The sequence below is a fragment of the Winogradskyella pulchriflava genome (assembly GCF_042434315.1).
Classification (GTDB): Bacteria; Bacteroidota; Bacteroidia; order Flavobacteriales; family Flavobacteriaceae; genus Winogradskyella; species Winogradskyella pulchriflava.
Genome location: NZ_JBHLTQ010000003.1, coordinates 376355 through 400987, shown reverse-complemented (window position 1 = coordinate 400987; position 24633 = coordinate 376355). Strand labels below are relative to the sequence as shown.

Genomic DNA, 24633 nt, shown 5'->3' with positions numbered 1-24633 from the left:
GTGATATACGGCATAGTTTTGACGGTTTAATAAGTTGGTTTACAGTATTTTTGGTTGGCTTGAAAGTAAATTGTAATTATAAAAAAACCTCCCAATTTTGAGAGGTTTTTTAAACATGATGATTATAATAATTAACTCCGTCTTACACGATAAGAGTTAATTATATTTTTTAGTTTTAACTTTAAATCTTCACCAGTATCATACACCATTTGATTATCTGTTGGAAACTGAACTTGACGTTGTCTTAAAAGATTATTATCACTACTGTTTAGTGCTCTTCTATCTCCTCTAAAATGACCAAATACGTTTTCAAATGTAAAGCCACTATCTATTGTAAATGAATCTACAATTTGGTTTTGTTTTAAGTCTTTGTAAACGACGTCTGCCATTACTTGAACGGACTTGGTTTGTAATACTTCAAAAAAACGTGCTTTTACATTTATAATCTTATCAATTTTAATGTCATTTCCCAAACTGTCCTTTACAACATTACCGTTTCTGTCTAACTGATATTCCCATCCATCAACAATTTGCTTTTCCCTTAATAGCTGACGCTCATTAATACGTTCTGGCGAAACATTAATACGCTTTAATTGCAATTCCATAGCAAAATCGTAATCAATAGTTTCGTCTGTATTGGCATGGTAAACTGTCCAAAATTGGTCTAAACCATAAGTATTGAAATCTACTAATTCAGCCTCTAGTTGTTGAGGGATAATTTGATGGGTTTCATTTACTATAGCCACATGAATAAAATCTGTTCCTTTATGGCGAGCCTCATCCATTAAACTTCTGGTTTCTTCAAAATTTGGGTTGATACGTTCTATATAGCTAAAGATATCGTAGGCTTTACGTGCATTGTATTTGTCTTCAGAATCTAATAACGTAATGCCTTGACCAATTAAATAATCAGATGTTTTGTATCTGTAATCTACAATTTCAGAACTGTAATCGTTGAATTTTAGATTTAATGTTTTTCCGTTAATCTTTAAAGGTAAAACACGTTTTATAGCATTCTGTCTTGCTTCTAAATCCAAATAAATATTATAGATGGTTTTGAATTGCTCTGGATTACCGTCTTTTTTTAGATGTGCAATATCCTGCAAATCTTCTTCTAAAACTTTATAGTAAGCATCTTCTAGCATTACAACATAGTCTTGCTTACGTTTTTTGTCTTTGTTGTTTTCTAATTTTCTTAAAGCATCAGAAATAGCTTCATCATAGTTACCATTACTAATGGCACTTTCAATTTGTTTTTTGGCACTACAAGATACGAGCACCGAAACTAGGACTGTAAATAGTAAAAATCGTTTCATAATCTTGTGTTTTAAAGGTTATGAAAGATTAATTTCAATCTTTGTGCCAAACTAAAAAACTCGAAGTCTAAAAGTTAATTTCAGGCTTCGAGTTTTTCTATAATATTTAGAGATATTACTTCTTTTTCTTAGGATTAAAAACAGGTAATAATTGTGTTTTTACTTGTCCAAAACCAATACGTACGTCATCATTTTCGCAATAACCTCGCATAACCACGGTATCGTAATCATTTATAAATTTACGTTCTGTACCATCTTTTAATTTAATGGGTTTAGTACCTTTCCAGGTTAACTCTAACATAGAACCGTAAGAATCTTCTGTTGGACCAGAAATGGTTCCGCTACCCATCATATCACCAGAGTTTACAGGACAACCATTAACCGTATGGTGTGCTAATTGCTGCGCCATGTTCCAATACATATATTTAAAGTTTGTTTTACAAACCGTAGTTTCTTTACCACCTTTAGGAATAATGCCAGCCTCTAAATGAATATCAAAACTGTGTTTACCTTTTGTTTGTAAATATTCTAATGGCTTAGGGTCTTGTTTAGGACTACTAACTCTAAATGGCTCTAAAGCATCTAAAGTTACAATCCAAGGAGACATTGATGATGCAAAGTTTTTTCCTAAAAACGGACCTAATGGTACGTACTCCCATTTTTGAATATCGCGCGCAGACCAATCATTAAATACTACTAAACCAAAGATGTATTCTTCAGCTTCTTCAACAGGTATTGGTTCTCCTAAGTCATTAGCATCTGTTGTAATAAATGCCATTTCTAATTCAAAATCCACTAATTTACTTGGTCCAAAAACAGGTGCTTTTGCTCCTTCTGGTAAGGTTTGTCCTTGTGGTCTGTGGATAGGAATGTGTGTTGTTATTATGGAAGAACTACGACCATGGTAACCAACAGGTATGTGTAACCAATTTGGTAACAAAGCATTGTCTGGATCTCTAAACATTGCACCTACATTTGTAGCATGTTCTTTACTAGAATAAAAATCCGTATAGTCACCAACAAGCACAGGCATTTGCATTTCTATTTCATCTAATCTAAAGCAAACAATCTCTTTATGTTTGGTGTTGTTTTTTAATGTTTCGTTATTAGCATCAAAAATCTCTGCAATACGATTTCTTACTGCTCGCCATGTTTTTCTACCATCTGCAATAAAATCGTTTAGTGTATCCTGAAGAAAAATATCATCTGTTAATGGAATACCATCAAAATAACCTAATTGATGTAGCGCACCAAGATCTATAGCAGTGTCTCCAATTCTTGTTCCTATGGTAATAATATCTTCTCTGGTTAAAAAAACACCAAATGGAATATTTTGAATAGGAAAATCAGAGTACTTATTGACGTATAACCACGATGTTCTATTTGGATTATTGGCTGATAAAGGCATAATGCTGTTTGTTGATTAAATGTTCATTAATTTCTATTCAAACCTACATAATTTTTAATACTAAAACTAATGTAATTCGTATTTTTGATGCTCATTTAACACAAGACCTTATTTATGCAACGCGACGAACAAATTTTTGAACTCATACAAGCAGAAAAAGAACGCCAAACTGACGGAATAGAACTTATTGCTTCTGAGAATTTTGTAAGTGACCAAGTTATGGAAGCTGCAGGATCTGTATTAACCAACAAATATGCTGAAGGCTATCCTGGTAAACGCTACTATGGTGGTTGTGAAGTTGTAGATGAAGTAGAGCAAATTGCAATAGATAGGGCAAAAACACTTTTTGGTGCTGCGTATGCCAACGTTCAGCCACATTCTGGAAGTCAGGCAAATACAGCGGTTTTTCATGCGTGTTTAAAGCCAGGAGATACGATTCTTGGGTTCGACTTATCGCATGGTGGACATCTTACACATGGTTCTCCTGTTAATTTTTCAGGAAAATTATACCGTCCTACATTTTATGGAGTAAAGAAAGACACAGGTTATATAGATTATGATATGTTGGCTGACCAAGCACAAAAAGAACAACCAAAATTAATTATTGCTGGTGCTTCTGCTTATTCTCGTGATATTGATTTTGCTAAATTTAGAGAAGTTGCTGATAGTGTCGGAGCTGTGTTAATGGCTGATATTTCGCATCCTGCTGGTTTAATTGCAAAAGGAATTTTAAATGATCCAATGCCACATTGCCACGTTGTAACTACAACAACGCACAAAACTTTGAGAGGTCCAAGAGGTGGAATGATTATGATGGGTGAAAATATTGATAATCCATTCGGTATAACATTAAAGAATGGTAAGCTACGTAAAATGTCTGGCTTATTAGATTCTGGTGTGTTTCCTGGAAACCAAGGTGGGCCATTAGAACATATTATTGCTGCTAAAGCAATTGCGTTTGGAGAAGCACTTACTGATGATTTTATGCACTATATGTTGCAAGTAAAACATAATGCTGATGCTATGGCAAAAGCGTTTGTTGCAAAAGATTATAATTTAATCTCTGGAGGTACTGATAACCACATGATGTTGATAGACCTTAGAAATAAAAACATAACAGGTAAAGATGCCGAGAATGCTTTGGTAAAATCAGATATTACGGTGAATAAAAATATGGTGCCTTTTGATACAGAATCTCCATTTGTAACTTCTGGTATTAGAGTTGGTACACCAGCTATTACAACAAGAGGTTTAAAAGAGAATGATATGGCTTATGTAGTAGATTTAATTGACGAAGTGCTTATGAATCATGAAAATGAAACCGTATTAGAAGGTGTTGCCGAGAAAGTGAATGCTTTAATGGGAGGACGACCTTTGTTTGTTTCCTAGTGAATGCTCTGTCATTCTGAATTTATTTAAGATTCGATTAAATAATAGTAAGATGCTGAAACAAGTTCAGCATGACAAATAATAAAAATTTAAGCCTTTCAATTTAGTTTGAAGGGCTTTTTTTAGTTTTTAAAGGGAATGATATTCCAATAGCGAATGCTCCTACAGACTGTTCAACTGAAGGTTGGGCGTAAAAGGTAAAACCTAAATCAAAATTATTGTTTCTGCCTAATTCCAACCCAAAAGCTACAGGTATATGGTAAATCAGTCCATTTTTTTCAATAGTTGTAAAATCAGTTAGTGTAGCAAACTTTCCTATAGAAGCACCTATTCCAATCTCTATATATGGAGCTACCCAGCGTATAGGTGCTCTCACTCTTGCTTTTCCGCCAATAAGAAAAGCTCTTGACTCAGCGAATTCATCAGTAGGATAGCCATTCAAGTCTTCATTATTAGCATTTGCTAATACTAAACCTGCATAAGGTTTTAATTCTAGCCATGAAGCTACTCTCATAACATATTCACCTTGAAGAAAGAATCCTGTGCCAGCAACTTCATCTGAACTTTCATACGGTGAGCTTACGGCAAATCCAATCTGTGCATTAATTGATTGTTGTTTAATAGACTGACCTTGAAATTCATTTGTTGCTAAAAGAGCAATAAGAATTATAAAAATTCTATTCATCTTATACTTATAGGATTGATTAGTTTAATGATTTTTAATCCTCATCAAAAACAACACTCTCATAAGCACCAGAATCTGGTTCAGGAACATTTCTAGATACACCTAAAATGTCATTTAGAAAGTTAAAGTCTGTATTAGCTAGTCCATTAGCACCAGAATCAGCACCAATGCGCATCATGTTTTCAAAAGGGTCTTCAAAATCTGGATCTAGATTAAAGACATTGTCTTCGTAGAATGTAATGTCATTAAAAATGTAGTTTCCTGTCCCTTCAAGATTACTGTTATTGAAACGTATAAGGCAATTGGTGAATTTAAAATTAAAAACCGATCCTTCGTCTTCTAATAAAATTTCAGGATTGTCATTGCCATAAATAATACAATTGGTAAAGTTGGCTTCAGTTAAATCATTAGTGATGGCAGTTCCGTTTTCGTCTAGTATAAAATCGTTAAGAAGAAGGGCAGGAAATTGTCTAAAACTATTATTCCAATAATTGGCAATGGTACAATGTACAAAGTTATATTTTCCGCCTAAAGTTCCTGCAAATGAGGATTGCCCAGAATTGTTAACCACTACATTTTCTGCTGAAATTGATGTAGCTCTTCCCAAAATACCAAATCCACTTGAGTTGTATATTTGCGAATTTGTAATCGTTAATTTATCGTTTGCAGCTGCTTGATTGCCTTCAGATAAAATACCTATAGTAGCATTTTTTATAGTGGCGTAATTAATGGTGTTGTTTAAACTTCCGTTGAATAACCAAATGGTTCCCCATTGTCCTGGTACATCAGTAAAAATGGGCTCTAAACGATCACCTTCTAGTATAACTTCGTTTTCCAATACGTCTTGGTCAGTGCTAAGTTCTCCGTTAATGTTTAGTGTTCCGCCATCGGTAACAATAATTCCGGAATCTGCGTGAAAATGAACACGTGTACCTGGTTCCATAGTTAACGTTTTTCCTGTATCAACACCTGCATACCCATAAATTACATAAGGTTTTTCGTTAGTGAAGGTGAGTTCATCATCTTCAAGAAAACGGCCTTGCAAAGTGGTTTCATCTACAGTGCCATCTCCATCAACATCGAAGGTTAGCGTTTCAATAATTCCTGTGTCTTCATCTCTATTTGGGTAAATGAAAACAGCATCCTTTACCAAGGTTACTAAATCCACATCTTGCTGGTTGTTGCCAGAATCAAATAGAATACGATCTGTATATAAAAATTGTGTATCTGATGCCGAAAGAGTTTCTATATCAATCGTAGTTTCAATAAATATAAACAAGCTATCCTTTGCCAAAATTTCGACATCTTCAAAAAACTTGCCTTCTTGTGGTCCTTCCAGTCCTGTGCTTCCATCAACGTTCAATCTGTAAAAAGAACCGACTCCATTTTCTAATTGAATTGTAGGAATTACAATATCATCATCACTTCGGTTATATACTTTTAGGTTGTAGGTACTAGAGCCTATGTTGGTAAAAACAGTATCTAAATACACCGTGTCTTTAGCAAATTTTAGATTTCCTTTGCTTGGAGAGAAATCAAAATCTTTACGACAAGAACTCCAAAACATTAAGACAACTAAACAAATAAAAAATGATAGCAATCGCTTCATAAGTGATAAATATAATTTGGCTTAAAAATATAACTTTTGAAGTTAGGATTTATTATAATGACTTATTATTATGAGAAAAACAGCTACAAATACACAAATAGTTTTTCAAAAATAAAGAGTGAATTTGCTACTAAAGGCGTTTTAATCTTTAATAACGTTATTTTCACCATACTCTTCAAGCAGAATCAAAAACAATTGACTATTTACCACCAAATGTTCTAGTAAATCCATTCTCTTTTCTTCTTTTAGTAACTCTGAGCTAATGCCTTTTGCAGTGCAAAAATCATAAAACAAGTTAACGTTAGTTTCTGGAATTTTTAAATTTTCGGTAACGAGCCGCTTATTAAAAAATGAACTTTTGGTAAACAATGAGTCCATTTGTGTATAAGTAATTGGTGTATATTCTAGTGTTTTAGGTCTTTTTCGTTTAAAAAGCTTAACAACTTGTCCTATAAGGTAAATAAAATCCACACCATAAGTTGCATTGGCAGACTGGTAAAGTCCAGGATTATTTTTTATATCTTCTTTTATTAGATTATGAAGGTTTTCGTTATAAGTTTCTTCTTCAAAAACAGGTTGTTCAGGTTCTGCTTTAATTTCTATTTCATCTAATTCGTTAATGATTTTTTCAACTTCAAAAACATTAATATCATCAAAATGATTTTGAGTTAACACGATTTCTTTAGGATGATAAAAGACTGATTTAAAAGCTATGGTGTCGTTAACCTTTGCTTCAATACTAAAGTTTCCTTCATGGTCTGTAACGCTTAATCGGTTTTGGGTTTTATTGAGGACTTTCATGTCTTCAACTACGGATTTAGAATCATATACTTTACCAGTTAATGTTTGTGATGTTACAATAGAGTGGAAGCCTATTAAAAGAAAGCAAAGGTAAAAATGCCGCATATTGAGTTGATTGTTACCCTAAAGAAAAGACTTTATAGTGAAACACATTAAGACATTAAAAAAACTTTAACCTAATGAAATGTTAATCAAAAAGTGTTGAAACTTCTGGAGTTATGCGCGTTGGTCGTTTTGTTGTAGCATTCATAAAACACCATTTGGTTTCCGAAACCACGATAATTTTACCAGTATTTTTATTTGTAATCTCTACATAGCGTGTTGAGGTTATACCTTCGGACTTGGAGACATAGGTTTTTAGTTGTAATACATCACCTAAAACTGCTTGATTTTTGTATTCAATATGATGGCTAAGGAGCACCCAGAAAAAATTGTCTAGTATATCCTTAGTGACATTTTTTAACCAATGCGATTCTGCAATATCCTGCACCCATTGCACATAGCGTACATTATTTACATGATTGAGTTGGTCTAAATCAGTTTTGGTAACGGTTATGGTTTTTTCGAAGGTTTGCAAAGCTGATTTACTGCTTCTTTATTTTTACTTCAAAAAGCTTATCCCAATTTTTGCCAGTAACAAAAATGGTTTGACGCTCAGGATGATAAGCTATACCATTAAGTACATCTAACTCGTCGTGTTGCTTTACTAATTTTCTAAGTGGCTCAAAATTAATAACGCCTTCAACACCTCCTGTTTTAGGATTAATAATAACAACACCATTGCGTTGATAAATATTAGCAAAAATCTTTCCGTTTATCCATTCTAACTCATTAAGACTTGGTATTTTTCCTTTTTCGGTATAGACTTCAATGTGGCTTTGTTCGGTTAGGTTTTCAGGGTTTAAAAGCCATATTTTCTCTGTGCCATCAGATTTATAAATGGTGTTTTCATTATTACAAATTCCCCAACCTTCTTTACTTTTTCCATAGTTAAAGGTGCTTAATTTTTCAAATGAGTTTACGTCATAGACAAAACCTCTTTGGGCTCTCCAGGTCAGCTGGTAAATTTTGTCATTTAATATAGTTAGTCCTTCACCAAAATAATTATCGTCTAGATTGATATTCTTTAAAACCTCACCAGTTTCAAAATTCACCTTTCTAAGTTTAGATTCTTTGTACTGTCCTGTGCTTTCGTACAATTCACCATTATGAAACTCTAAACCTTGCGTGTACGATGTAATGTCATGAGGGTAGGTGTTAACGACCTCATAGGTGTATATGGAAGGAATAATATTATTAAAAACGGTAACGTCTTTTGTGAGAGCTGCAGTTTTGTCGTCATAATTTACTGTAGCTGTAATGGTTTTTTTTCCTAATGTAATGTCGTTTAGGGCAACATTTTCGTCAATTGACTTACCATTGAGTTGGTATGTAACACTAGTGATATTCAGTTTTTTTGGATTGTCTATAGATAATTTTAAAGTATCACCTAACATTAGTGATTTTGACTTAATTTTTATGTTGAGTCCAGTTTGTTTAGAAGAATTAGTGTCGCCACAACCCATTAAAAAAACACATAAGTATAGGAGAATGAAATATTTAGATGATTGCATAAAGCCCGATATATTTTTTAGCAAGTTATTAAATAAAATTCAGTTTAAAAATCATTGCAAAAGTATTAAAAGGTTGTATCTTTGCAGCCGGCAAGTCCTACACAACCAGCTCCTGCTTAATCCTCCAGGACGGGAACGTAGCAAAGGTACGCGGTCGTAGCGGTGTGATGTAGGTAGCTTGCCTTTTTTTGTACAAAAAACTTAAATCTTATTACGTACAAAAAATAATGTTTTCCTTAAACTTTGTACTTTTAACTTCAAAACTTATAACTTAGAAAAATGTCTAAAGTTGTTTTAATAACAGGCGGATCTTCTGGAATTGGAAAATCTGTAGGTGAGTATCTTACTATTAAAGGATTTAAGGTTTATGGAACGAGTAGAAATCCTAAGAACTATACAGATAGTAAGTTTCCTATTGTAGCTTTAGATGTTACTAAACCTGAAACCATAAGTGCGTGTATAGCCGAAATATTAAAACATGAAACCAGAATTGACGTTTTAATAAACAATGCAGGTGCTGGTATTACAGGTCCTATTGAAGAAATTCCAGATGAAGAAATAAAACGAAATTTTGAAACCAATTTCTTTGGACCTATTAATGTTATTAAGGCTGTTTTGCCTACAATGCGGCATCAAAATTATGGTTTAATAATCAATGTGACTTCTATTGCTGGTTATATGGGTTTGCCTTATCGAGGTGTTTATAGTGCTAGTAAAGGAGCTTTAGAGTTGATTACTGAAGCTTTTAGAATGGAGCTCAAAGACTTTAATATTGAAATGACCAACATAGCACCTGGTGATTTTGCAACTAATATCGCAGCTGGTCGTTACCATGCTCCAGTTTTAGAGGATTCTCCATATAAGGAAAAGTATGGCAACACACTAAAAACCATGGATGAGCATGTAGATGAAGGCAATGATCCTAAGCAAATGGCAGAAGCTATTTTTAACGTTATTAATACAAAGCAGCCTAAAATCCATTATAAGGTTGGAGCTTTTATGCAAAAATTTTCTATTGTCTTAAAGCGAATTCTACCTGATAAAACTTATGAAAAGTTACTGATGAAGCATTATGACTTATAAAATGCGTTGTTAATATATTTTGAAAAAATAGTCAATTATAACAGCGTTATAAGTCGTAAATTCGCAGCAACTAAAAACACAACAAATTATCTATGAAATTTTTTATTGATACAGCAAACTTAGACCAGATTAAAGAAGCTCAAAATATGGGTATTTTAGATGGTGTAACTACCAATCCGTCATTAATGGCAAAGGAAGGTATTACAGGTACGGATAACATTATGAAACATTATATAGATATCTGCAATATTGTAGATGGAGATGTTTCTGCAGAGGTTATTTCTACAGATTTTGATGGTATGGTTAGAGAAGGTGAAGCTTTAGCTGAATTACACGACCAGATTGTAATTAAATTACCAATGATTAAAGATGGCGTTAAGGCATGCAAATATTTTTCTGATAGAGGGATAAAAACTAATGTAACATTGGTGTTTTCGCCTGGTCAAGCATTACTTGCTGCAAAAGCAGGTGCTACATATGTATCTCCATTTATTGGACGTTTAGATGATATTTCTACAGATGGCTTAAACTTAATTGCAGAAATTCGTCATATCTACGATAACTACGCTTTTGAAACACAAATTTTAGCTGCATCTGTAAGACATACAATGCATGTAATAGATTGTGCAAAACTTGGAGCAGATGTTATGACAGGTCCTTTAAGTTCAATTACTGGATTGTTAAAACACCCTTTAACAGATATTGGACTAGAAAAATTCTTAGCAGATTACAAAAAAGGAAACTAACTTAACTTAAACTATAAAGGAAAAAGCATCTTATTTAGTAATAAGGTGCTTTTTTTGTAGTAGCTCTTCAAGAATATCTTTAAATTCTGAAGCAAATATATTTGCGTTTGGATGAAGTATTGTAGCATTTTCATCTACAATAATGGCTTTGTTTAAATAATTAACAGCTAACGTTTTTCTTGCTGCTTTTGAGTCTTTAAACTTAAACTCGTTAATCGTTGGAAAATCATAGTTTTTTATGATGTTTTTCCAAAACTTATCATCATTGTCATTAACGTTAACGGAGATAAAATCTATCTGAGGGAATTGTAACTTTAGCTCCTCAACTATATAATGACTATTTCTGTATTGACTTTTAGAATTCGAAGACCAGAAGTAAATAACGGTTGGCTTTGTAATGATTGATTTCAAAAAATGCTCAGTGTTATTATAGTTTACCAATGCTAAATTGGGCAATGGATTACCTTGTCTTAATAACCTGAGAGAAGATGCAAGATCTTTCAAGTATAGCTTATCTTCTTCATTTGTGCTTTTGGCTAAGAAATAGTCTAGTATTTCGTTTGCTTCCTCTTCTGTATGGTTATTACTAATATAATCGCGTGTTTTATATTTTAAAAGATTGTTTTTTATAGTTTCATCAGAGATAATACTATCAATTAAATCAAGTTTAGATTTGTTATAATTTAGCGAATGTCTATCAAATGTACTATGGAATGCATTGTTTTTATAATACGTTTGTGTTGCAACATTGTCTATATAATGAAACAAAAAACGATTGTAAGCAAAAAAGCGACTTAAATGGTTGATGTTAAAATCTACTTCAGATCTGTAACTGTAAAAATCTTCAGGTAAATCTTTAATGTGAATTAGTTTGTTATTTCCAAAGTAAGCAAAAGGATATATCTCCTTATCAGCATAAGTGTTGTAGTTTATATTTGCTTCAATAATGGACTTAAAAAAATCAGACTCTTCACTATGCGTTAAGAATTCATAGAACTCTTGTAATTGGCGTTGACGTCTCTCTTCAACAAAATCGTTGAAAGCTTCTGGTTCCATTTTAGAATATTTTACCAGTTTTTTTGCTTCAGACTCGTTAGAGAGATACGTTTTTATAAGATAGTTATTCTTTTTGGCACCATGACCCGTAAAAACCAAAGATTCATCAAAATCATAAGTGTTTAGCCTAAACATTACACTATCATTCGCCTCTAAAAGTATCATTTGGTATTCGCCTCCATGTGTAATAGAGTATAATCCAGATTTAAAATCAGCTATTTTATGTATAAATCTATTATTGGCATCAAGAGTGAAGGAATCTACTACTGATCCATGTGTGTTGTAAAGAACTACATTTTTGTTCTTAGGATTTATAATTTCACCACCAATATAGGCATAACTATCATTACCACCATTATTAGTTTTGCACCCAAAAATCATGGAGACCAAAACAACGGATAAAGCTATGTACCTAGTTAGCATGGGGAATTGTATAATCATTTTCAGAGCAAAAATATATGTTGAAAGGCGCAAACCTTGTTAATAGCACGTTAAATCTTGATATGAGGTACATTTATTTCGCTCAATGGCTTTAATTTTCTACTTTTGCAGTCTCAAAAAAAGCATTAAATAATATAAGATATGTTATCAGTTTCTAATCTTTCAGTTCAATTTGGAAAACGCGTACTTTTTGACGAAGTCAATACAACGTTTAACAATGGTAATTGCTATGGAATAATTGGCGCAAATGGTGCAGGGAAATCTACGTTTTTAAAGATTATTGCTGGAAAAATGGATCCAACATCTGGCCATGTACATTTAGAGCCAGGCAAACGTATGTCTGTTTTAGAGCAAAACCATAACAAACATGATGAGGATACGGTTTTAGAAACAGTTTTAAAAGGTAACAAGCCATTATATAAGTTGAAGTCTGAAATTGATGCACTTTATGCAGATTATACAGATGAAAATGCTGAGAAGATAGGTGAACTTCAAGTTCAGTTTGAAGAAATGAACGGTTGGAATGCCGATAGCGATGCCGCAGCAATGCTCTCTAACTTAGGGATAAAGGAAGATTTGCACTATACGTTAATGGCAGATTTGGATGGTAAGCAAAAAGTACGTGTTTTATTAGCACAGGCTTTATTTGGTAACCCAGATTTGTTAATCATGGATGAGCCTACCAATGACTTGGATTACGAAACCATTTCTTGGTTAGAAAACTTTTTAGCTAATTACGATAACTGTGTTATTGTGGTGTCTCACGATAGACACTTTTTAGATGCTGTTTGTACACATATTTCTGATATTGATTTCGGAAAAATTAATCACTACTCTGGTAACTATACGTTTTGGTATGAGTCTTCTCAATTAGCAGCTAAGCAGCACGCACAACAGAACAAAAAAGCAGAAGAGAAAAAGAAAGAATTAGAAGAATTTATCCGTCGTTTTTCTGCTAACGTTGCAAAATCTAAGCAAGCAACAAGTAGAAAGAAGATGATTGAAAAATTAAATATTGCGGACATTAAGCGCTCTAGTCGTCGTTATCCAGCAATTATTTTTGAACGCGACCGCGAAGCTGGTGACCAGATTTTGAATATAGAAGGTTTATCTGCTAGTTTAGATGGAGACGTGTTATTTAAAGATATCGACATCAATTTAGCTAAAGGCGATAAAGTTGTCGTATACTCTAAAGATTCTAGAGCTACAACGGCTTTTTATCAAATCATAAACGGAAAAGAAAAAGCGGACTCAGGTAAATATGCTTGGGGAGTTACCACAACACAATCGTATTTACCATTAGATAATAGCGAGTACTTTAACAATAAACTAACTTTAGTAGATTGGTTACGTCAATGGGCAACTACCGAAGAAGAACGTGAAGAGGTTTATATTAGAGGATTCTTAGGAAAGATGATTTTTAGTGGTGAAGAAGCTTTAAAGACAGCTGATGTATTATCAGGTGGTGAAAAAGTACGTTGTATGCTAAGCCGAATGATGATGATGAGAGCCAATGTATTAATGTTAGATGAGCCAACAAACCACTTGGATTTAGAAAGTATTACGGCATTCAATAATTCCTTAAAAAACTTTAAAGGAACGATTTTGCTAACCACACACGATCATGAGTTTGCACAAACTGTAGGTAATAGAATCATAGAATTAACTCCAAACGGAGTTATAGATCGCTACATGACATTTGATGAATATATGAGTGATAAAAAGATTAAAGAGCAACGCGAGAAAATGTATGCTGTAACGGCTTAGGCTAACTCTTAATTTTTATGATAGATTCTGAAAAGAGTTCAGAATGACAAACCAGTATTCGTCTCTGTTAATTAGATTTACAGATAACCTTAGTTGTTGTCATACTAATATTTATTTCAGCACCTGTAATTCTTTTTTTAGAGTAGGGTAAATTAACCTGAATTTCAAATTCAGGCCTCCATTTCAGCCTTAACACGGTTAACAACCACCATAGCTTTATCCAGTTCATCGTTATGAACATAAACTTCTTGAAATCCAGCATTCATTGAAGCATAACCTGCTAATCTTTGAGATTCTCCTTCATCTTTAATGATTGGGACAATACCTGTACGTTCTAACTCATCTTTAACACGAGTTACTAAAATAAAATTACCGTAATAAACTTTTGTATATTCTGTAGTGCTCATATCTATGGGTATTAAATTACTTTATTAAGTTACATAAATTTTAGAAATATTCCTACTTATAAATTTATGTAATATTAAATAATACTATTCAAATATTCTATACTATAAATTTTGACTATTAAAATATTTGATAAAAAAATATGCAGACTTTATTTAAAGGAGTTTATTTCATAATTTTAAGCAAATAGAAATTATAACTTAAAACAATTTAAAAATGGATAATAATCATCATGGAGAAGCATGGGATATTAATGATTCTGATGCAGGCAAATGCCCTTTTATGAGTGGAGATCAAAAGAAAACAGCTGGTCGAGGAACTAGTAATAGAGATTGGTGGCCAAATGAATTAAAACTTAATATTTTACGACAAAATGCACCAAAAAATAATCCTTTGGGCGATGAGTTTAATTATGCCGAAGCTTTTAAAAGTGTTGATTATGCGGCTTTAAAACAAGATGTTATTGATTTAATGACCGATTCGCAAGATTGGTGGCCAGCAGATTATGGACACTATGGTGGATTTATGATTCGTATGGCTTGGCATAGTGCAGGTACTTACAGAGTAGGAGATGGACGTGGTGGTGCAAGTTCTGGTTCTCAGAGATTTGCCCCTTTAAACAGTTGGCCAGATAATGGAAATTTAGATAAAGCACGCTTGTTACTTTGGCCTGTAAAAAAGAAATATGGAAATAAAATATCTTGGGCAGATTTAATGATTCTTGCAGGTAACTGCGCCTTAGAATCAATGGGATTTAAAACGTATGGTTTTGCAGGAGGAAGAGAAGATGTATGGGAACCAGAACAAGATATTTATTGGGGAAGTGAAACAGGGTGGTTAGATAATGACGAACGCTATGATACCAGTGATGGTGAGTTAGAAGGTCATCTAGGTGCTGCTCATATGGGATTAATTTATGTAAATCCTGAAGGACCAAATGGCGAGCCTGATCCTTTAAAGTCTGCACACGATATAAAGATTACATTCGGACGTATGGCAATGAACGATGAAGAAACTGTAGCCTTGATTGCTGGAGGTCATACATTCGGAAAGACCCACGGAGCTGCAGATGCGGGTAAATATGTTGGTGCTGAACCACATGGTGCGCCAATGGAAGAAATGAGTACAGGATGGAAAAACACATTTGGTACTGGTGTATTAGATGATACTATTACAAGTGGACTAGAAGGGCCATGGACACCAAATCCAACGCAATGGGATCATGATTATTTTGATGTATTATTAAACTACGATTGGGAACTAACTAAGAGTCCAGCTGGAGCGCATCAGTGGACACCTACAGAAGCATCAAATGCGAGAAGAGCACCAAAAGCAAGTGGAAATGGAACACAAGCCTTAATGATGTCTACTGCAGATATGGCTTTAAAGATGGATCCGGAGTATAGAAAAATATCTGAACGTTTTCATAAAGATCACGCAGCATTTGAAGAGGCTTTTGCTAAAGCTTGGTACAAATTAACGCATAGAGATATGGGACCAATTCAGCGTTATTTAGGTCCAGAAGTACCAAAGGAAGAATTGATATGGCAAGATCCTATTCCTACGGTCAACTATACGCTAAGTGATTCAGATATTACTTCATTAAAGAAAATGATTTTGGCCTCTGGTTTATCTATTTCAGAATTGGTGAAAACCGCTTGGGCTTCAGCTTCAACATATAGAGATTCTGATAAGCGTGGTGGAGCTAATGGTGGTCGATTAAGACTAGAGCCACAACGTAGTTGGGAAGTTAATAATCCAGAAGAATTAAATAAAGTATTAAACGTACTAGAAGGCATTCAAAATGAATTTAGTGGAACAATATCTATGGCAGATTTAATTGTTTTGGCTGGTTCTGCTGCGGTTGAAGAAGCTGCTAAAAATGCTGGTCATGATATAAGTGTGCCATTTACACAAGGTAGAGGAGATGCTTCACAAGAACAAACCGATTTAGAATCGTTTGGATATTTAGAGCCATTAGCTGATGGATTTAGAAACTATATGAGTTCTAAGTTAAATGTTGCTGCTGAAGATATGTTGGTGGATCGTGCTAATTTATTAACACTTTCCATACCAGAAATGACAGCTCTAGTAGGTGGTTTAAGAGTTTTGGGAGCTAATTATGATGGTTCTAAACATGGTGTATTTACAGATAAAGTAGGGAGCTTAACAAACGATTTCTTTGTTAATCTTTTGGACTTTTCTATAACGTGGAAAGCTACGACATCAGAAGATAAAGAATTTATAGGTCGTGATCGTAAAACTGGTGCGATGAAATTCTCGGGAACTAGAGCGGATTTGATTTTTGGTTCCAATACTGAGTTAAGAGCTGTAGCTGAAGTCTATGGAGCTAATGATGGTGAAGCGCGTTTTGTTAAGGATTTTGTAGCGGCTTGGACTAAAGTGATGAACTTAGATCGTTTTGATTTAAAATAAGTTGATTAATAGCAATTAAAAAAGGTGATTCAATATTGAATCACCTTTTTGTTTTATATAAATTATTGAAGCGCTTAGTTTACATGCTTCTCTAAAAATTCAGCAACGCCTTCGTGAGTTGCAGCCATTCCAGATTTTCCTTTGTTCCAGTTAGCTGGACAAACTTCACCATTTTCTTCAACAAATTGTAATGCATCTACCATACGTAATGCTTCATCAACGTTTCTACCTAATGGTAAATCGTTAACGATTTGATGACGAACAATACCTTCTTTATCAATTAAGAACAAACCTCTGTATGCTATTAATTCCCCTTCAGCTTGTAGCATATCATTTTCATCATAATAATAGTCACCAGCTAAAACATCGTAGTTTTTAGAGATTGTTTTGTTAGTGTCAGCAACTAATGGGTAAGTAATACCTTTTATACCTCCTTGGTTTTTCTCTAATTGTAACCATCCAAAATGAGACTGCTCAGTATCAGTAGATACAGCAATTACTTCAGTATTTCTAGATTTAAATTCTTCTAATTTTTCTTGAAAAGCATGTAATTCCGTTGGGCAAACAAAAGTGAAATCTTTTGGGTAAAAGAATAACACAACGTGCTTTTGTCCTATGAATTGATCTAAAGAAAAATCAGTTACAAATTCACGACCATTTACAACTGCTTGTGCATTAAATTGAGGTGCTTTTTTTCCTACTAATACTGCCATTTTTTAATCTATTTTAATGTTAAATTTTAAATTGGCTGCAAAGATACGCATCCATATAGGATTGGCAATGAAGAAGTATTTTAAAAATTTATTAAAAGATAGATTAAGCCAATCTGCCTGATAACTGTTTAATTTATATTTTAAATGCAGAATAAATCAATAATTATTCCAATTAAAAAAAGAACAGCTAGTTTTATATATCCCGACTTAATTTTTGTTTTACCTCGAATGACTGATATACCTATGAGTATTCCTAGAGAACTCATAAATATGAATAATACTAAAACCCAATCTGGTATTATAAAAGGAGTTAGAATATAAATATTATGGTAAGAATGCCATAAATTACAAAAATGAAATATCCAATATACAGATATTAGAATTTGCAATATTCCATTAATAGTTAGAGCAAAATTTGTCTTAATATTTTTCAATTCCTATTTTCCTCTGAGCATTCTTATTTTTATTCTAAATGCAGCAAAAATTAAAGTCGTAAAAGGGCTTAGCCAGTTAAATATAGCGTATACAAAATATTCACCAACACCAACACCTAAAACACCACTTTGGTATGCACCACAAGTGTTCCATGGAATCAATACAGAAGTAACAGTACCAGAGTCTTCAAGAGTTCTACTTAAGTTTTCGGGAGCTAAACCTTTGTCCTCAAAGGCTTTTTTGAACATTTTTCCTGGAATAACAATGGCCAAGTATTGGTCTGAGGCTATAATATTTAATCCTAAGCAACTCATAACTGTACTTGTAAACAATCCAAAAACTGTAGTAGCAACCGACAATAAGGCTTTTGTAATTCTTGCTAATGCACCTATACCATCCATGATACCACCAAAAATCATGGCACATATTATTAAGAAAATTGTCCAAAGCATACCATTCATTCCGCCTGCACTAAACAATTTTTTTAGTCGTTTTATTGTGATTAATTTTTCTAAATTTTCAGCTTTATTTTGTAAAATGGTTTCATCTTTATAGTCTGAAGCAAAGAATGTTTTTAGTGATTCAACAGTATAAACTCCTTTAAGGTCATCATCCGAAAAAAGATTTTCTAGACCATCTTTGTCAGCATTGATTTTTTCTATATCTAAATCAGAAAAGACAGCTAAATATTCTTTGTCTGCAATTTCAACATTTGTATCTGTAAGAATAGAATTAACAACTGTTTCGCTGGACGAATCAGTTATTGTGTTAATAAGTTTTGGTTGAAAAATAAAAGCAAAAATTATAGCTAAAATTACACCAGAAGCCAGAGCAACTAAAGGTTTTGTTTTTAATAGAATTAAGCCTACAACTGCAACAGGAACTAGAAATAACCATGGTGAAATATTGAAATATTTGTCAATTGTACTTAATATAAAATCTGTGTCAGAGCTACCAGTCGGTTCTATAGTTGCACTAATAATTCCAAAAACAATTAAAGTTACTGCAATCGTTGGTACAGTTGTATATGCCATATATTTTATATGTGTAAACAAATCAGTGCCAGCCATTGCAGGAGCAAGGTTTGTTGTATCACTAAGAGGTGACATCTTATCTCCAAAATAAGCACCTGAAATCACTGCACCAGCAATCATTCCTGGATTGATTCCTAGAGCTGTACCTATACCAACTAAAGCTATACCAACAGTTGCAGAGGTCGTCCATGAACTTCCTGTTGCTATTGATATAACAGCTGCTATAATCACAGAAGCAGGTAAAAATATTTCTGGACTTAGCACTTGCAAACCATAATATACCATTGCTGGTATAACTCCACTTATTAACCATGTACCTGCTAGTGCACCAACCAAAAGTAAAATCATTATAGGTATAAAAACACTTTTAAGGTTCTCCCATACTTCTTTTAGCATTACAATAGGGCTTACCTTATTTAATAAGCCACCAATAAAAGCTACAAAACCACCAATTAATAAAATATATTGATTAGAATACCCACCAAACATTTCTCCTTCAGCACCAAAGATGTTATATGCTAATAAACCCATTAAAATCAAAACAGGCACAAGAGCTTCCCATATATTAAGTTCTTTGTTGTCAATAATTTTTTGGTCTTCTATGTCAATTTTAGATAAGTCGTCGTCTTGCATTTAAATTCAGTTTAGTTCTGTAATGTTACAATAATCTACTTTTTATAACAAATTAACAGTAATCATTTTTAAGGTTTAGTGATTTACTCAAAAAAGATTGGAGGGTAAAAAAGAATAAGCGTGTCTATAATAATACAAACAGTTTATTAACCCTAAATGAAAATGCTATGACAACTTTATTATTTATAATCTCTATTATCTCAATTAGCTTTTATATCAGTTTTGTTACGGACTTTAATACAAGTTTGTATTTCAACACTTATAAGAAATCTATTCTAGACGTAATAGGTTTTAGTAAAAATGTAGAAGAATCCATTTCGCCTATTGCTCTATCAGCCATACAAAATAACGACGACCAAGGATATATAAATGAATTTGATCTTAGAATGGCAAAAAACAAATTAGGAAAAAACCTAAAAACACTTAATTATCTGTATTTGTTAGAATTTAATTCTAAGAGTTTGTTATGTCCTGATAGAATGGAGGAAATACAAGAGTTGAAAGAAAACTTACAACGCGAAGTAATCAGAAATACAGCACTTATTAGTAACAGTAAAATATCATAAGGTTAAGAGTGTAGCAAAATTTCTATTTCCATAATAGAATAATCGTATTTTGCTGTCCATAATATGGACTCATTAACTCAAATTGTTTTAGGAGCCGCTTGTGGTGAAGCTGTTCTTGGAAAAAAAATAGGAAACAAGGCTTTACTATTTGGCGCATTAGGTGGTACTATACCAGATTTAGATGTTTTTATTGGATCTTGGATGTATAGTAATGAAATACAAGCCATGGCTTTTCACAGAGGTTTTATGCACTCTGTTTTATTCGCTTTTATTGGTGCTTTTCTCTTTGGATGGTTAGTTTTTAAACTCTATGATAAAGGCAAAAGATTTAACTCAACAACATTAAGAGATTGGCAAAAGCTTTTCTTTTGGGCATTATTTACGCATCCACTTTTAGATTGCTTTACACCTTATGGCACACAGTTGTTTTATCCTTTTTCAGATTATCGTGTGGCTTTTAATAATATATCGGTTGCAGATCCATTTTATACAGCTCCTTTTTTAATTTGTCTGATTGTTTTAATGTTTTTCAAAAGGCAAAAAAAGCAACGTCGATTATGGTTAAAGCTGGGTATTGGTATCAGTTCGATATATATGATTTTCACGTTGTTTAATAAATATAGGGTAGATTCTGTTTTTGAAAGTTCACTTAAAAATCAAAATATTTCATTTGAGCGTTATAGAACGCAACCAACAATTTTTAATAATATTTTGTGGTATGGTGTTGTAGAGACAGATACGCAATATTTTATGGGCTTTTATTCATTGTTAGATGAAGAAAAGAAAATAACCGAATGGCAATCTATATCAAAAGATAATTCAGTTGTACCTATGGAGGATAAAGATTTAGCAATCTTGGCTTGGTTTAGTGATAACTACTATAAAGTTAGAAAAACAGACATTGAAGGTGAATATAGATATAGTGATTTACGATATCCATTATTAAATCCTGATGATGCTGAATCTTCATTGTTTAGCATGGAAATTTTTAAGAAAGAAGGACGTTGGGATATGAGAACCAATGGTCCAGACTTTGATAAAAATGCCACAGCAAAATCTATTTTTGCTCCAATGATAGAACGACTTAAAGGGAAATAAAATACTATTCTTAGACTATCTCAAACTATAGAATATTCAATTCTACCATACAAGCCTTCATCATATCATAGGTACGTTCAATATCTGCATCTAATCCAATAGAAAAACGAATTAACCCATCGCTTAATCCCATTTCGGCTTGTTCTTCTTCTGGTATTTCAGATGATGTGGAACTGCCAGGAGCACTAAATAGTGTTTTGTAAAACCCTAAACTTACAGCTAAGTAGCCAAGGTTGCGTTCTTGCATTAATTCCATAAGCGCATTGGCTTTATCTAATGTGCCAACATCTATGGTTAGCATGCCTCCAAAACCATATTTTTCATTCATCATAGATTTGAATAAATCATGAGACGGATGAGATGCTAAGCCTGGATATACAGTTTTTAAGCCATCTGCTTCAAATTTTTCTGCTAAATAAGTAGCATTTAGGCTGTGCTGTTGCATTCTTATATGTAGTGTTCTCAAGTTTTTTAAAACCGAAGCAGAACGCAAGCTATCCATCGTAGAGCCTAGTAACATTGCAGCACCATCATTAACATTCCTTAGCTGATCGATAAATTCTTGCGTACCACAAACAACACCACCAACAGTATCTGATGAACCATTAATAAATTTAGTTAAACTATGAACAACAATATCAGCTCCAAGTTTTATTGGTGAAATTGATAATGGAGAAAAGGTGTTATCTACAACTAATTTTAAGTTGTGCTTTTTTGCTAAAGCAGCCAAACCTTTAATATCTGCAACTTCTAATAAAGGGTTGCTTACAGACTCGCAATACAAAATCTTTGTTTTTGGTGTTATTGCAGCTTCTACAACTTCTAATTTGGTAATATCCACAAAGGTAGTGTCGATGGCTAAACGTGGTGTAAAATTCTTTAAAAATGCATAAGTGCCACCATAAATTGTTCTGCTGCTTACAATGTGTTCTCCAGCATCACAAAGTTGAAGAAAAACAGGAGTAATAGCTCCCATTCCAGAAGCTGTAACTGTTGCTGTTTCCGTGCCTTCCATCGCAGCCAATGCTTCACCTAAATATAAATTTGAAGGTGATGAATGACGCGAATATAAATAACAGCCATCTGCGTTACCTTCAAACGTATCGAACATCGTTTTTGCTGATAAAAATGTATAGGTAGATGAATCTGAAATTGATGGGTTTACACCTCCGAATTCTCCGAAGTACTGTAAATCTTGAATATTATTTGCAGGTTTAAAAGCCATAACTATTAAGTTTAATTAATGTCCAAAAGTCAATAAATATAGATGTATTGTCAAGTGATATTCATTTATTTAGAAAATTAAACTATTAAAATGTTTTATCGTAGATTAATAATCTGTAATTTTATTCAAATTTGATTTTTATCTGAAAAAAAATAACTATGACTTTTGATGCTATAGACAAGAAACTGCTAAAACTTTTACAAACGGACAGTAAACAAACCAATAAAGCACTAGCTCATCATTTGGGTTTGTCTGTAACTGCAGTATATGAACGTATTAAAAAACTAGAAAATAATGGTGTTATTAGCAGTTATGTTGCTTTAGTTGATAAAAAGAATGTAGATAAGGATTTTGTAGCGTTCTGTAATATCAAGCTAGTTCAACATACACAAGAGTATGTTGTGAAATTTGAAAGGGAAGTCGCTAAACTTAATGAGGTTTTAGAATGCTACCATATTAGTGGCGATTATGATTACCTTATTAAAGTATTGGTGGAAGATATGGAAGCGTTTAGGGAGTTTATGGTTAAAAAACTAACAAAAATTGACCATATTGGTAGCACCTATAGTATGTTTATGATTAATGAAGTAAAGCATACCACAGCAATTGAAGTTTAGCTCATAAAGATATACTCATTTATAAACATAGATTTTTCTACGTAATCAATTTTAACAAGGCGTTAATTCTATCCTAATTGTATAGTGTTCAGTTTGTAAAATTTATAAATTGAAGGTCTAACTCGCATTTTCTATTATGAAATCAATACTACCAATCACTTTTCTTGTCTTTTGTTCAGTTGGTTTTTCGCAAGCAAAAGATTCTATACAGGTTAAGCACGAAGCATTTTTTAAAACAATTTCAGACAATGGAGGCACTTGGGTTGCAGAAAACCCAAAGTACGATGCCAGTAATCCCGAAGATTTTAAAGTTTTTATTTTAAAAACATCACTTACAGATCCATTGAGACTTGATGCTGATATTTTAGGTGTCAACACCAAAAATGACACGATAATATTTTGGAAGTTCACTGATTTTTATGCTCCAGACAAAAAGAAGAACATTTACTTTCAGCGTTCATTGAACGGACTATACTATGCGAGTGGAGAAGCTACAATGACAGCAACAGAGCGTTATTGTGAAATGTCATTTTACTATTCAGGAGGTGAATATTTAAAACATAAAGACGCACATACGTTTACTGACAGTAACACCATGAAATCCTTAAGCCACGATTACGATCCAAAGTCGCAAACTTGGATAAACGAATCGATTTTAATCTGGAAACGAAAAACATAAGCCATTATGAAAAATAATAATTCATCACTATCAAGACGAGCAGTTATAAAGAGCTCTGTATTCGGAATTCTTGCAGCTTCTATACCAAGTATTTCATACGCCAATTATTTGGTCGATTATAAAGAACCAAACAAAAATTTACCCTCAAGATATCCATCCATTGATGATGAAATAGTAAATGAAGTGGTTGGTAAATCGCACTTCGATTTTGAGCGTGTTAAAACTTTGGTAGATAAGCGTCCGGAATTGGCCAGAGCAACTTGGGATTGGAGTTTTGGGGATTGGGAATCTGCCATAGGAGCAGCATCTCATGTAGGCAGAAGAGATATTGTAAATTACCTCATAAGTAAAGGTGCTAGACCAACCATGTTTACATTTGCAATGCTTGGTAACTTCAATGTTGTTAAAGCTATGATAGAATCTAATGAAGGAATTCAAAAAACTCAAGGGCCACATGGGATTAGTTTATTACAACATGCTAAAGCAGGTTTAAGGATGAAGGATAAAATGTCTAATGAAGCTATATTAAATTCTGAAAAACTAATAGATTACCTGACTTCACTTGGCAATGCCGATGGTGAGGTATATGAAAAGTTTAATGAAGATGAAATGCCAAAGTATCTAGGAGACTATAAGTATGGTGATGGTGAAAAGGACGGATTTTCAGTTAAAATAAACATGCGCAAAATGTTGGCGTTAGGCAAGCTAGGTGAGTTTGGTGGTGGTCTTTATCCTATTGGAGATAACAAGTTTTTGTACAATGGCATTTCTTCCGTGTATATAACATTTCAGGTAAAAAATGATGTTGTAGAATCTTTAACTATTCATGAACCAGAACTCACTCTAATAGCTAAAAAAGTATAAACGACTTTTGCTAC

General features: G+C 33.2%; 23 protein-coding genes and 1 other RNA gene. 12 read left to right on the top strand and 12 right to left on the bottom strand.

Going from position 1 to position 24633, the window contains the following annotated elements; all coding sequences use genetic code 11:
- Positions 1 to 131: 131 nt before the first annotated feature.
- Positions 132 to 1316, bottom strand: coding sequence for a hypothetical protein (locus tag ACFFGA_RS07975; protein ID WP_386062193.1), 1185 nt, complete (start codon positions 1314 to 1316; stop codon positions 132 to 134).
- Positions 1317 to 1431: 115 nt separating this feature from the next.
- Complete coding sequence (gene fahA / locus ACFFGA_RS07970; protein ID WP_386062190.1) at positions 1432 to 2724, bottom strand: fumarylacetoacetase; 1293 nt, start codon at positions 2722 to 2724, stop codon at positions 1432 to 1434.
- Positions 2725 to 2838: 114 nt separating this feature from the next.
- Here fahA and glyA point away from each other — a divergent pair, with 114 nt between their 5' ends.
- Positions 2839 to 4113: a serine hydroxymethyltransferase gene (gene glyA, locus ACFFGA_RS07965; RefSeq protein WP_386062187.1), complete on the top strand. Its 1275-nt coding sequence runs from the start codon at positions 2839 to 2841 to the stop codon at positions 4111 to 4113.
- Positions 4114 to 4216: 103 nt separating this feature from the next.
- On the opposite strand, the gene ACFFGA_RS07960 is transcribed toward glyA, so the two are convergent.
- The 5 genes from ACFFGA_RS07960 to ACFFGA_RS07940 all read right to left on the bottom strand — a co-directional run bounded on the left by ACFFGA_RS07960 (position 4217) and on the right by ACFFGA_RS07940 (position 8821).
- On the bottom strand, positions 4217 to 4798 hold the full coding sequence (locus ACFFGA_RS07960; RefSeq protein ID WP_386062184.1) for a hypothetical protein: 582 nt from the start codon (positions 4796 to 4798) through the stop codon (positions 4217 to 4219).
- A 34-nt stretch (positions 4799 to 4832) separates the two neighbouring features.
- Positions 4833 to 6407, bottom strand: coding sequence for a right-handed parallel beta-helix repeat-containing protein (locus ACFFGA_RS07955; RefSeq protein ID WP_386062181.1), 1575 nt, complete (start codon positions 6405 to 6407; stop codon positions 4833 to 4835).
- Between the two features lie 141 nt (positions 6408 to 6548).
- Positions 6549 to 7313, bottom strand: a complete 765-nt coding sequence (locus tag ACFFGA_RS07950) for a BamP family beta-assembly machinery protein (RefSeq protein WP_386062179.1) — start codon at positions 7311 to 7313, stop codon at positions 6549 to 6551.
- An 82-nt stretch (positions 7314 to 7395) separates the two neighbouring features.
- Positions 7396 to 7785 carry an acyl-CoA thioesterase gene (locus ACFFGA_RS07945; protein ID WP_386062176.1) on the bottom strand — a complete coding sequence of 130 codons (390 nt, stop codon included), beginning with the start codon at positions 7783 to 7785 and terminating at the stop codon, positions 7396 to 7398.
- Between the two features lie 7 nt (positions 7786 to 7792).
- Entirely contained in the window at positions 7793 to 8821 is a 1029-nt protein-coding gene (locus tag ACFFGA_RS07940; protein WP_386062173.1) for a glutaminyl-peptide cyclotransferase, read from the bottom strand.
- 88 nt (positions 8822 to 8909) lie between these two features.
- On the opposite strand from ACFFGA_RS07940, the gene ffs reads away from it, so the two are divergent.
- From ffs to fsa, 3 genes are all read left to right on the top strand, one after another.
- Positions 8910 to 9008: signal recognition particle sRNA small type (gene ffs, locus ACFFGA_RS07935), an RNA gene on the top strand.
- 92 nt (positions 9009 to 9100) lie between these two features.
- Positions 9101 to 9904 carry an SDR family oxidoreductase gene (locus ACFFGA_RS07930; RefSeq protein WP_386062170.1) on the top strand — a complete coding sequence of 268 codons (804 nt, stop codon included), beginning with the start codon at positions 9101 to 9103 and terminating at the stop codon, positions 9902 to 9904.
- A gap of 92 nt (positions 9905 to 9996) precedes the next feature.
- Positions 9997 to 10650: a fructose-6-phosphate aldolase gene (fsa, locus tag ACFFGA_RS07925; protein ID WP_386062167.1), complete on the top strand. Its 654-nt coding sequence runs from the start codon at positions 9997 to 9999 to the stop codon at positions 10648 to 10650.
- Between the two features lie 30 nt (positions 10651 to 10680).
- On the opposite strand, the gene ACFFGA_RS07920 is transcribed toward fsa, so the two are convergent.
- Complete coding sequence (locus ACFFGA_RS07920; protein ID WP_386062165.1) at positions 10681 to 12129, bottom strand: TlpA family protein disulfide reductase; 1449 nt, start codon at positions 12127 to 12129, stop codon at positions 10681 to 10683.
- 159 nt (positions 12130 to 12288) lie between these two features.
- Here ACFFGA_RS07920 and ACFFGA_RS07915 point away from each other — a divergent pair, with 159 nt between their 5' ends.
- Positions 12289 to 13914, top strand: a complete 1626-nt coding sequence (locus tag ACFFGA_RS07915) for an ABC-F family ATP-binding cassette domain-containing protein (protein ID WP_386062162.1) — start codon at positions 12289 to 12291, stop codon at positions 13912 to 13914.
- A 170-nt stretch (positions 13915 to 14084) separates the two neighbouring features.
- Here the strand turns inward: ACFFGA_RS07915 and ACFFGA_RS07910 are convergent, their stop codons facing one another.
- Positions 14085 to 14321: a putative signal transducing protein gene (locus tag ACFFGA_RS07910; protein WP_386062159.1), complete on the bottom strand. Its 237-nt coding sequence runs from the start codon at positions 14319 to 14321 to the stop codon at positions 14085 to 14087.
- A gap of 214 nt (positions 14322 to 14535) precedes the next feature.
- On the opposite strand from ACFFGA_RS07910, the gene katG reads away from it, so the two are divergent.
- Positions 14536 to 16755 carry a catalase/peroxidase HPI gene (gene katG, locus ACFFGA_RS07905; protein WP_386062156.1) on the top strand — a complete coding sequence of 740 codons (2220 nt, stop codon included), beginning with the start codon at positions 14536 to 14538 and terminating at the stop codon, positions 16753 to 16755.
- Between the two features lie 74 nt (positions 16756 to 16829).
- Here the strand turns inward: katG and ACFFGA_RS07900 are convergent, their stop codons facing one another.
- Positions 16830 to 17468, bottom strand: a complete 639-nt coding sequence (locus tag ACFFGA_RS07900; RefSeq protein ID WP_386062153.1) for a peroxiredoxin — start codon at positions 17466 to 17468, stop codon at positions 16830 to 16832.
- Between the two features lie 144 nt (positions 17469 to 17612).
- On the opposite strand from ACFFGA_RS07900, the gene ACFFGA_RS07895 reads away from it, so the two are divergent.
- Positions 17613 to 17789 carry a hypothetical protein gene (locus tag ACFFGA_RS07895; RefSeq protein WP_386062151.1) on the top strand — a complete coding sequence of 59 codons (177 nt, stop codon included), beginning with the start codon at positions 17613 to 17615 and terminating at the stop codon, positions 17787 to 17789.
- 116 nt (positions 17790 to 17905) lie between these two features.
- On the opposite strand, the gene ACFFGA_RS07890 is transcribed toward ACFFGA_RS07895, so the two are convergent.
- Positions 17906 to 19570 (bottom strand): Na+/H+ antiporter NhaC family protein, encoded by a 1665-nt coding sequence (locus tag ACFFGA_RS07890; protein ID WP_386062149.1) that lies wholly within the window; start codon positions 19568 to 19570, stop codon positions 17906 to 17908.
- Between the two features lie 167 nt (positions 19571 to 19737).
- On the opposite strand from ACFFGA_RS07890, the gene ACFFGA_RS07885 reads away from it, so the two are divergent.
- Both ACFFGA_RS07885 and ACFFGA_RS07880 read left to right on the top strand, forming a co-directional pair.
- Complete coding sequence (locus ACFFGA_RS07885) at positions 19738 to 20136, top strand: hypothetical protein (protein ID WP_386062146.1); 399 nt, start codon at positions 19738 to 19740, stop codon at positions 20134 to 20136.
- 63 nt (positions 20137 to 20199) lie between these two features.
- A complete protein-coding gene (locus ACFFGA_RS07880) occupies positions 20200 to 21234 on the top strand; it encodes a metal-dependent hydrolase (protein ID WP_386062143.1) in 1035 nt (344 codons plus the stop codon).
- 25 nt (positions 21235 to 21259) lie between these two features.
- Here the strand turns inward: ACFFGA_RS07880 and ACFFGA_RS07875 are convergent, their stop codons facing one another.
- On the bottom strand, positions 21260 to 22459 hold the full coding sequence (locus ACFFGA_RS07875; RefSeq protein ID WP_386062140.1) for an aminotransferase class I/II-fold pyridoxal phosphate-dependent enzyme: 1200 nt from the start codon (positions 22457 to 22459) through the stop codon (positions 21260 to 21262).
- A 158-nt stretch (positions 22460 to 22617) separates the two neighbouring features.
- Between ACFFGA_RS07875 and ACFFGA_RS07870 the strand changes: the two genes are divergently transcribed.
- The 3 genes from ACFFGA_RS07870 (at position 22618) to ACFFGA_RS07860 (ending at position 24619) form a co-directional block, all read left to right on the top strand.
- On the top strand, positions 22618 to 23076 hold the full coding sequence (locus ACFFGA_RS07870) for an Lrp/AsnC family transcriptional regulator (protein WP_386062138.1): 459 nt from the start codon (positions 22618 to 22620) through the stop codon (positions 23074 to 23076).
- Between the two features lie 136 nt (positions 23077 to 23212).
- On the top strand, positions 23213 to 23755 hold the full coding sequence (locus ACFFGA_RS07865) for a hypothetical protein (RefSeq protein ID WP_386062135.1): 543 nt from the start codon (positions 23213 to 23215) through the stop codon (positions 23753 to 23755).
- Between the two features lie 6 nt (positions 23756 to 23761).
- Positions 23762 to 24619 carry a hypothetical protein gene (locus ACFFGA_RS07860; RefSeq protein WP_386062132.1) on the top strand — a complete coding sequence of 286 codons (858 nt, stop codon included), beginning with the start codon at positions 23762 to 23764 and terminating at the stop codon, positions 24617 to 24619.
- The last annotated feature ends 14 nt before the right edge of the window (positions 24620 to 24633 follow it).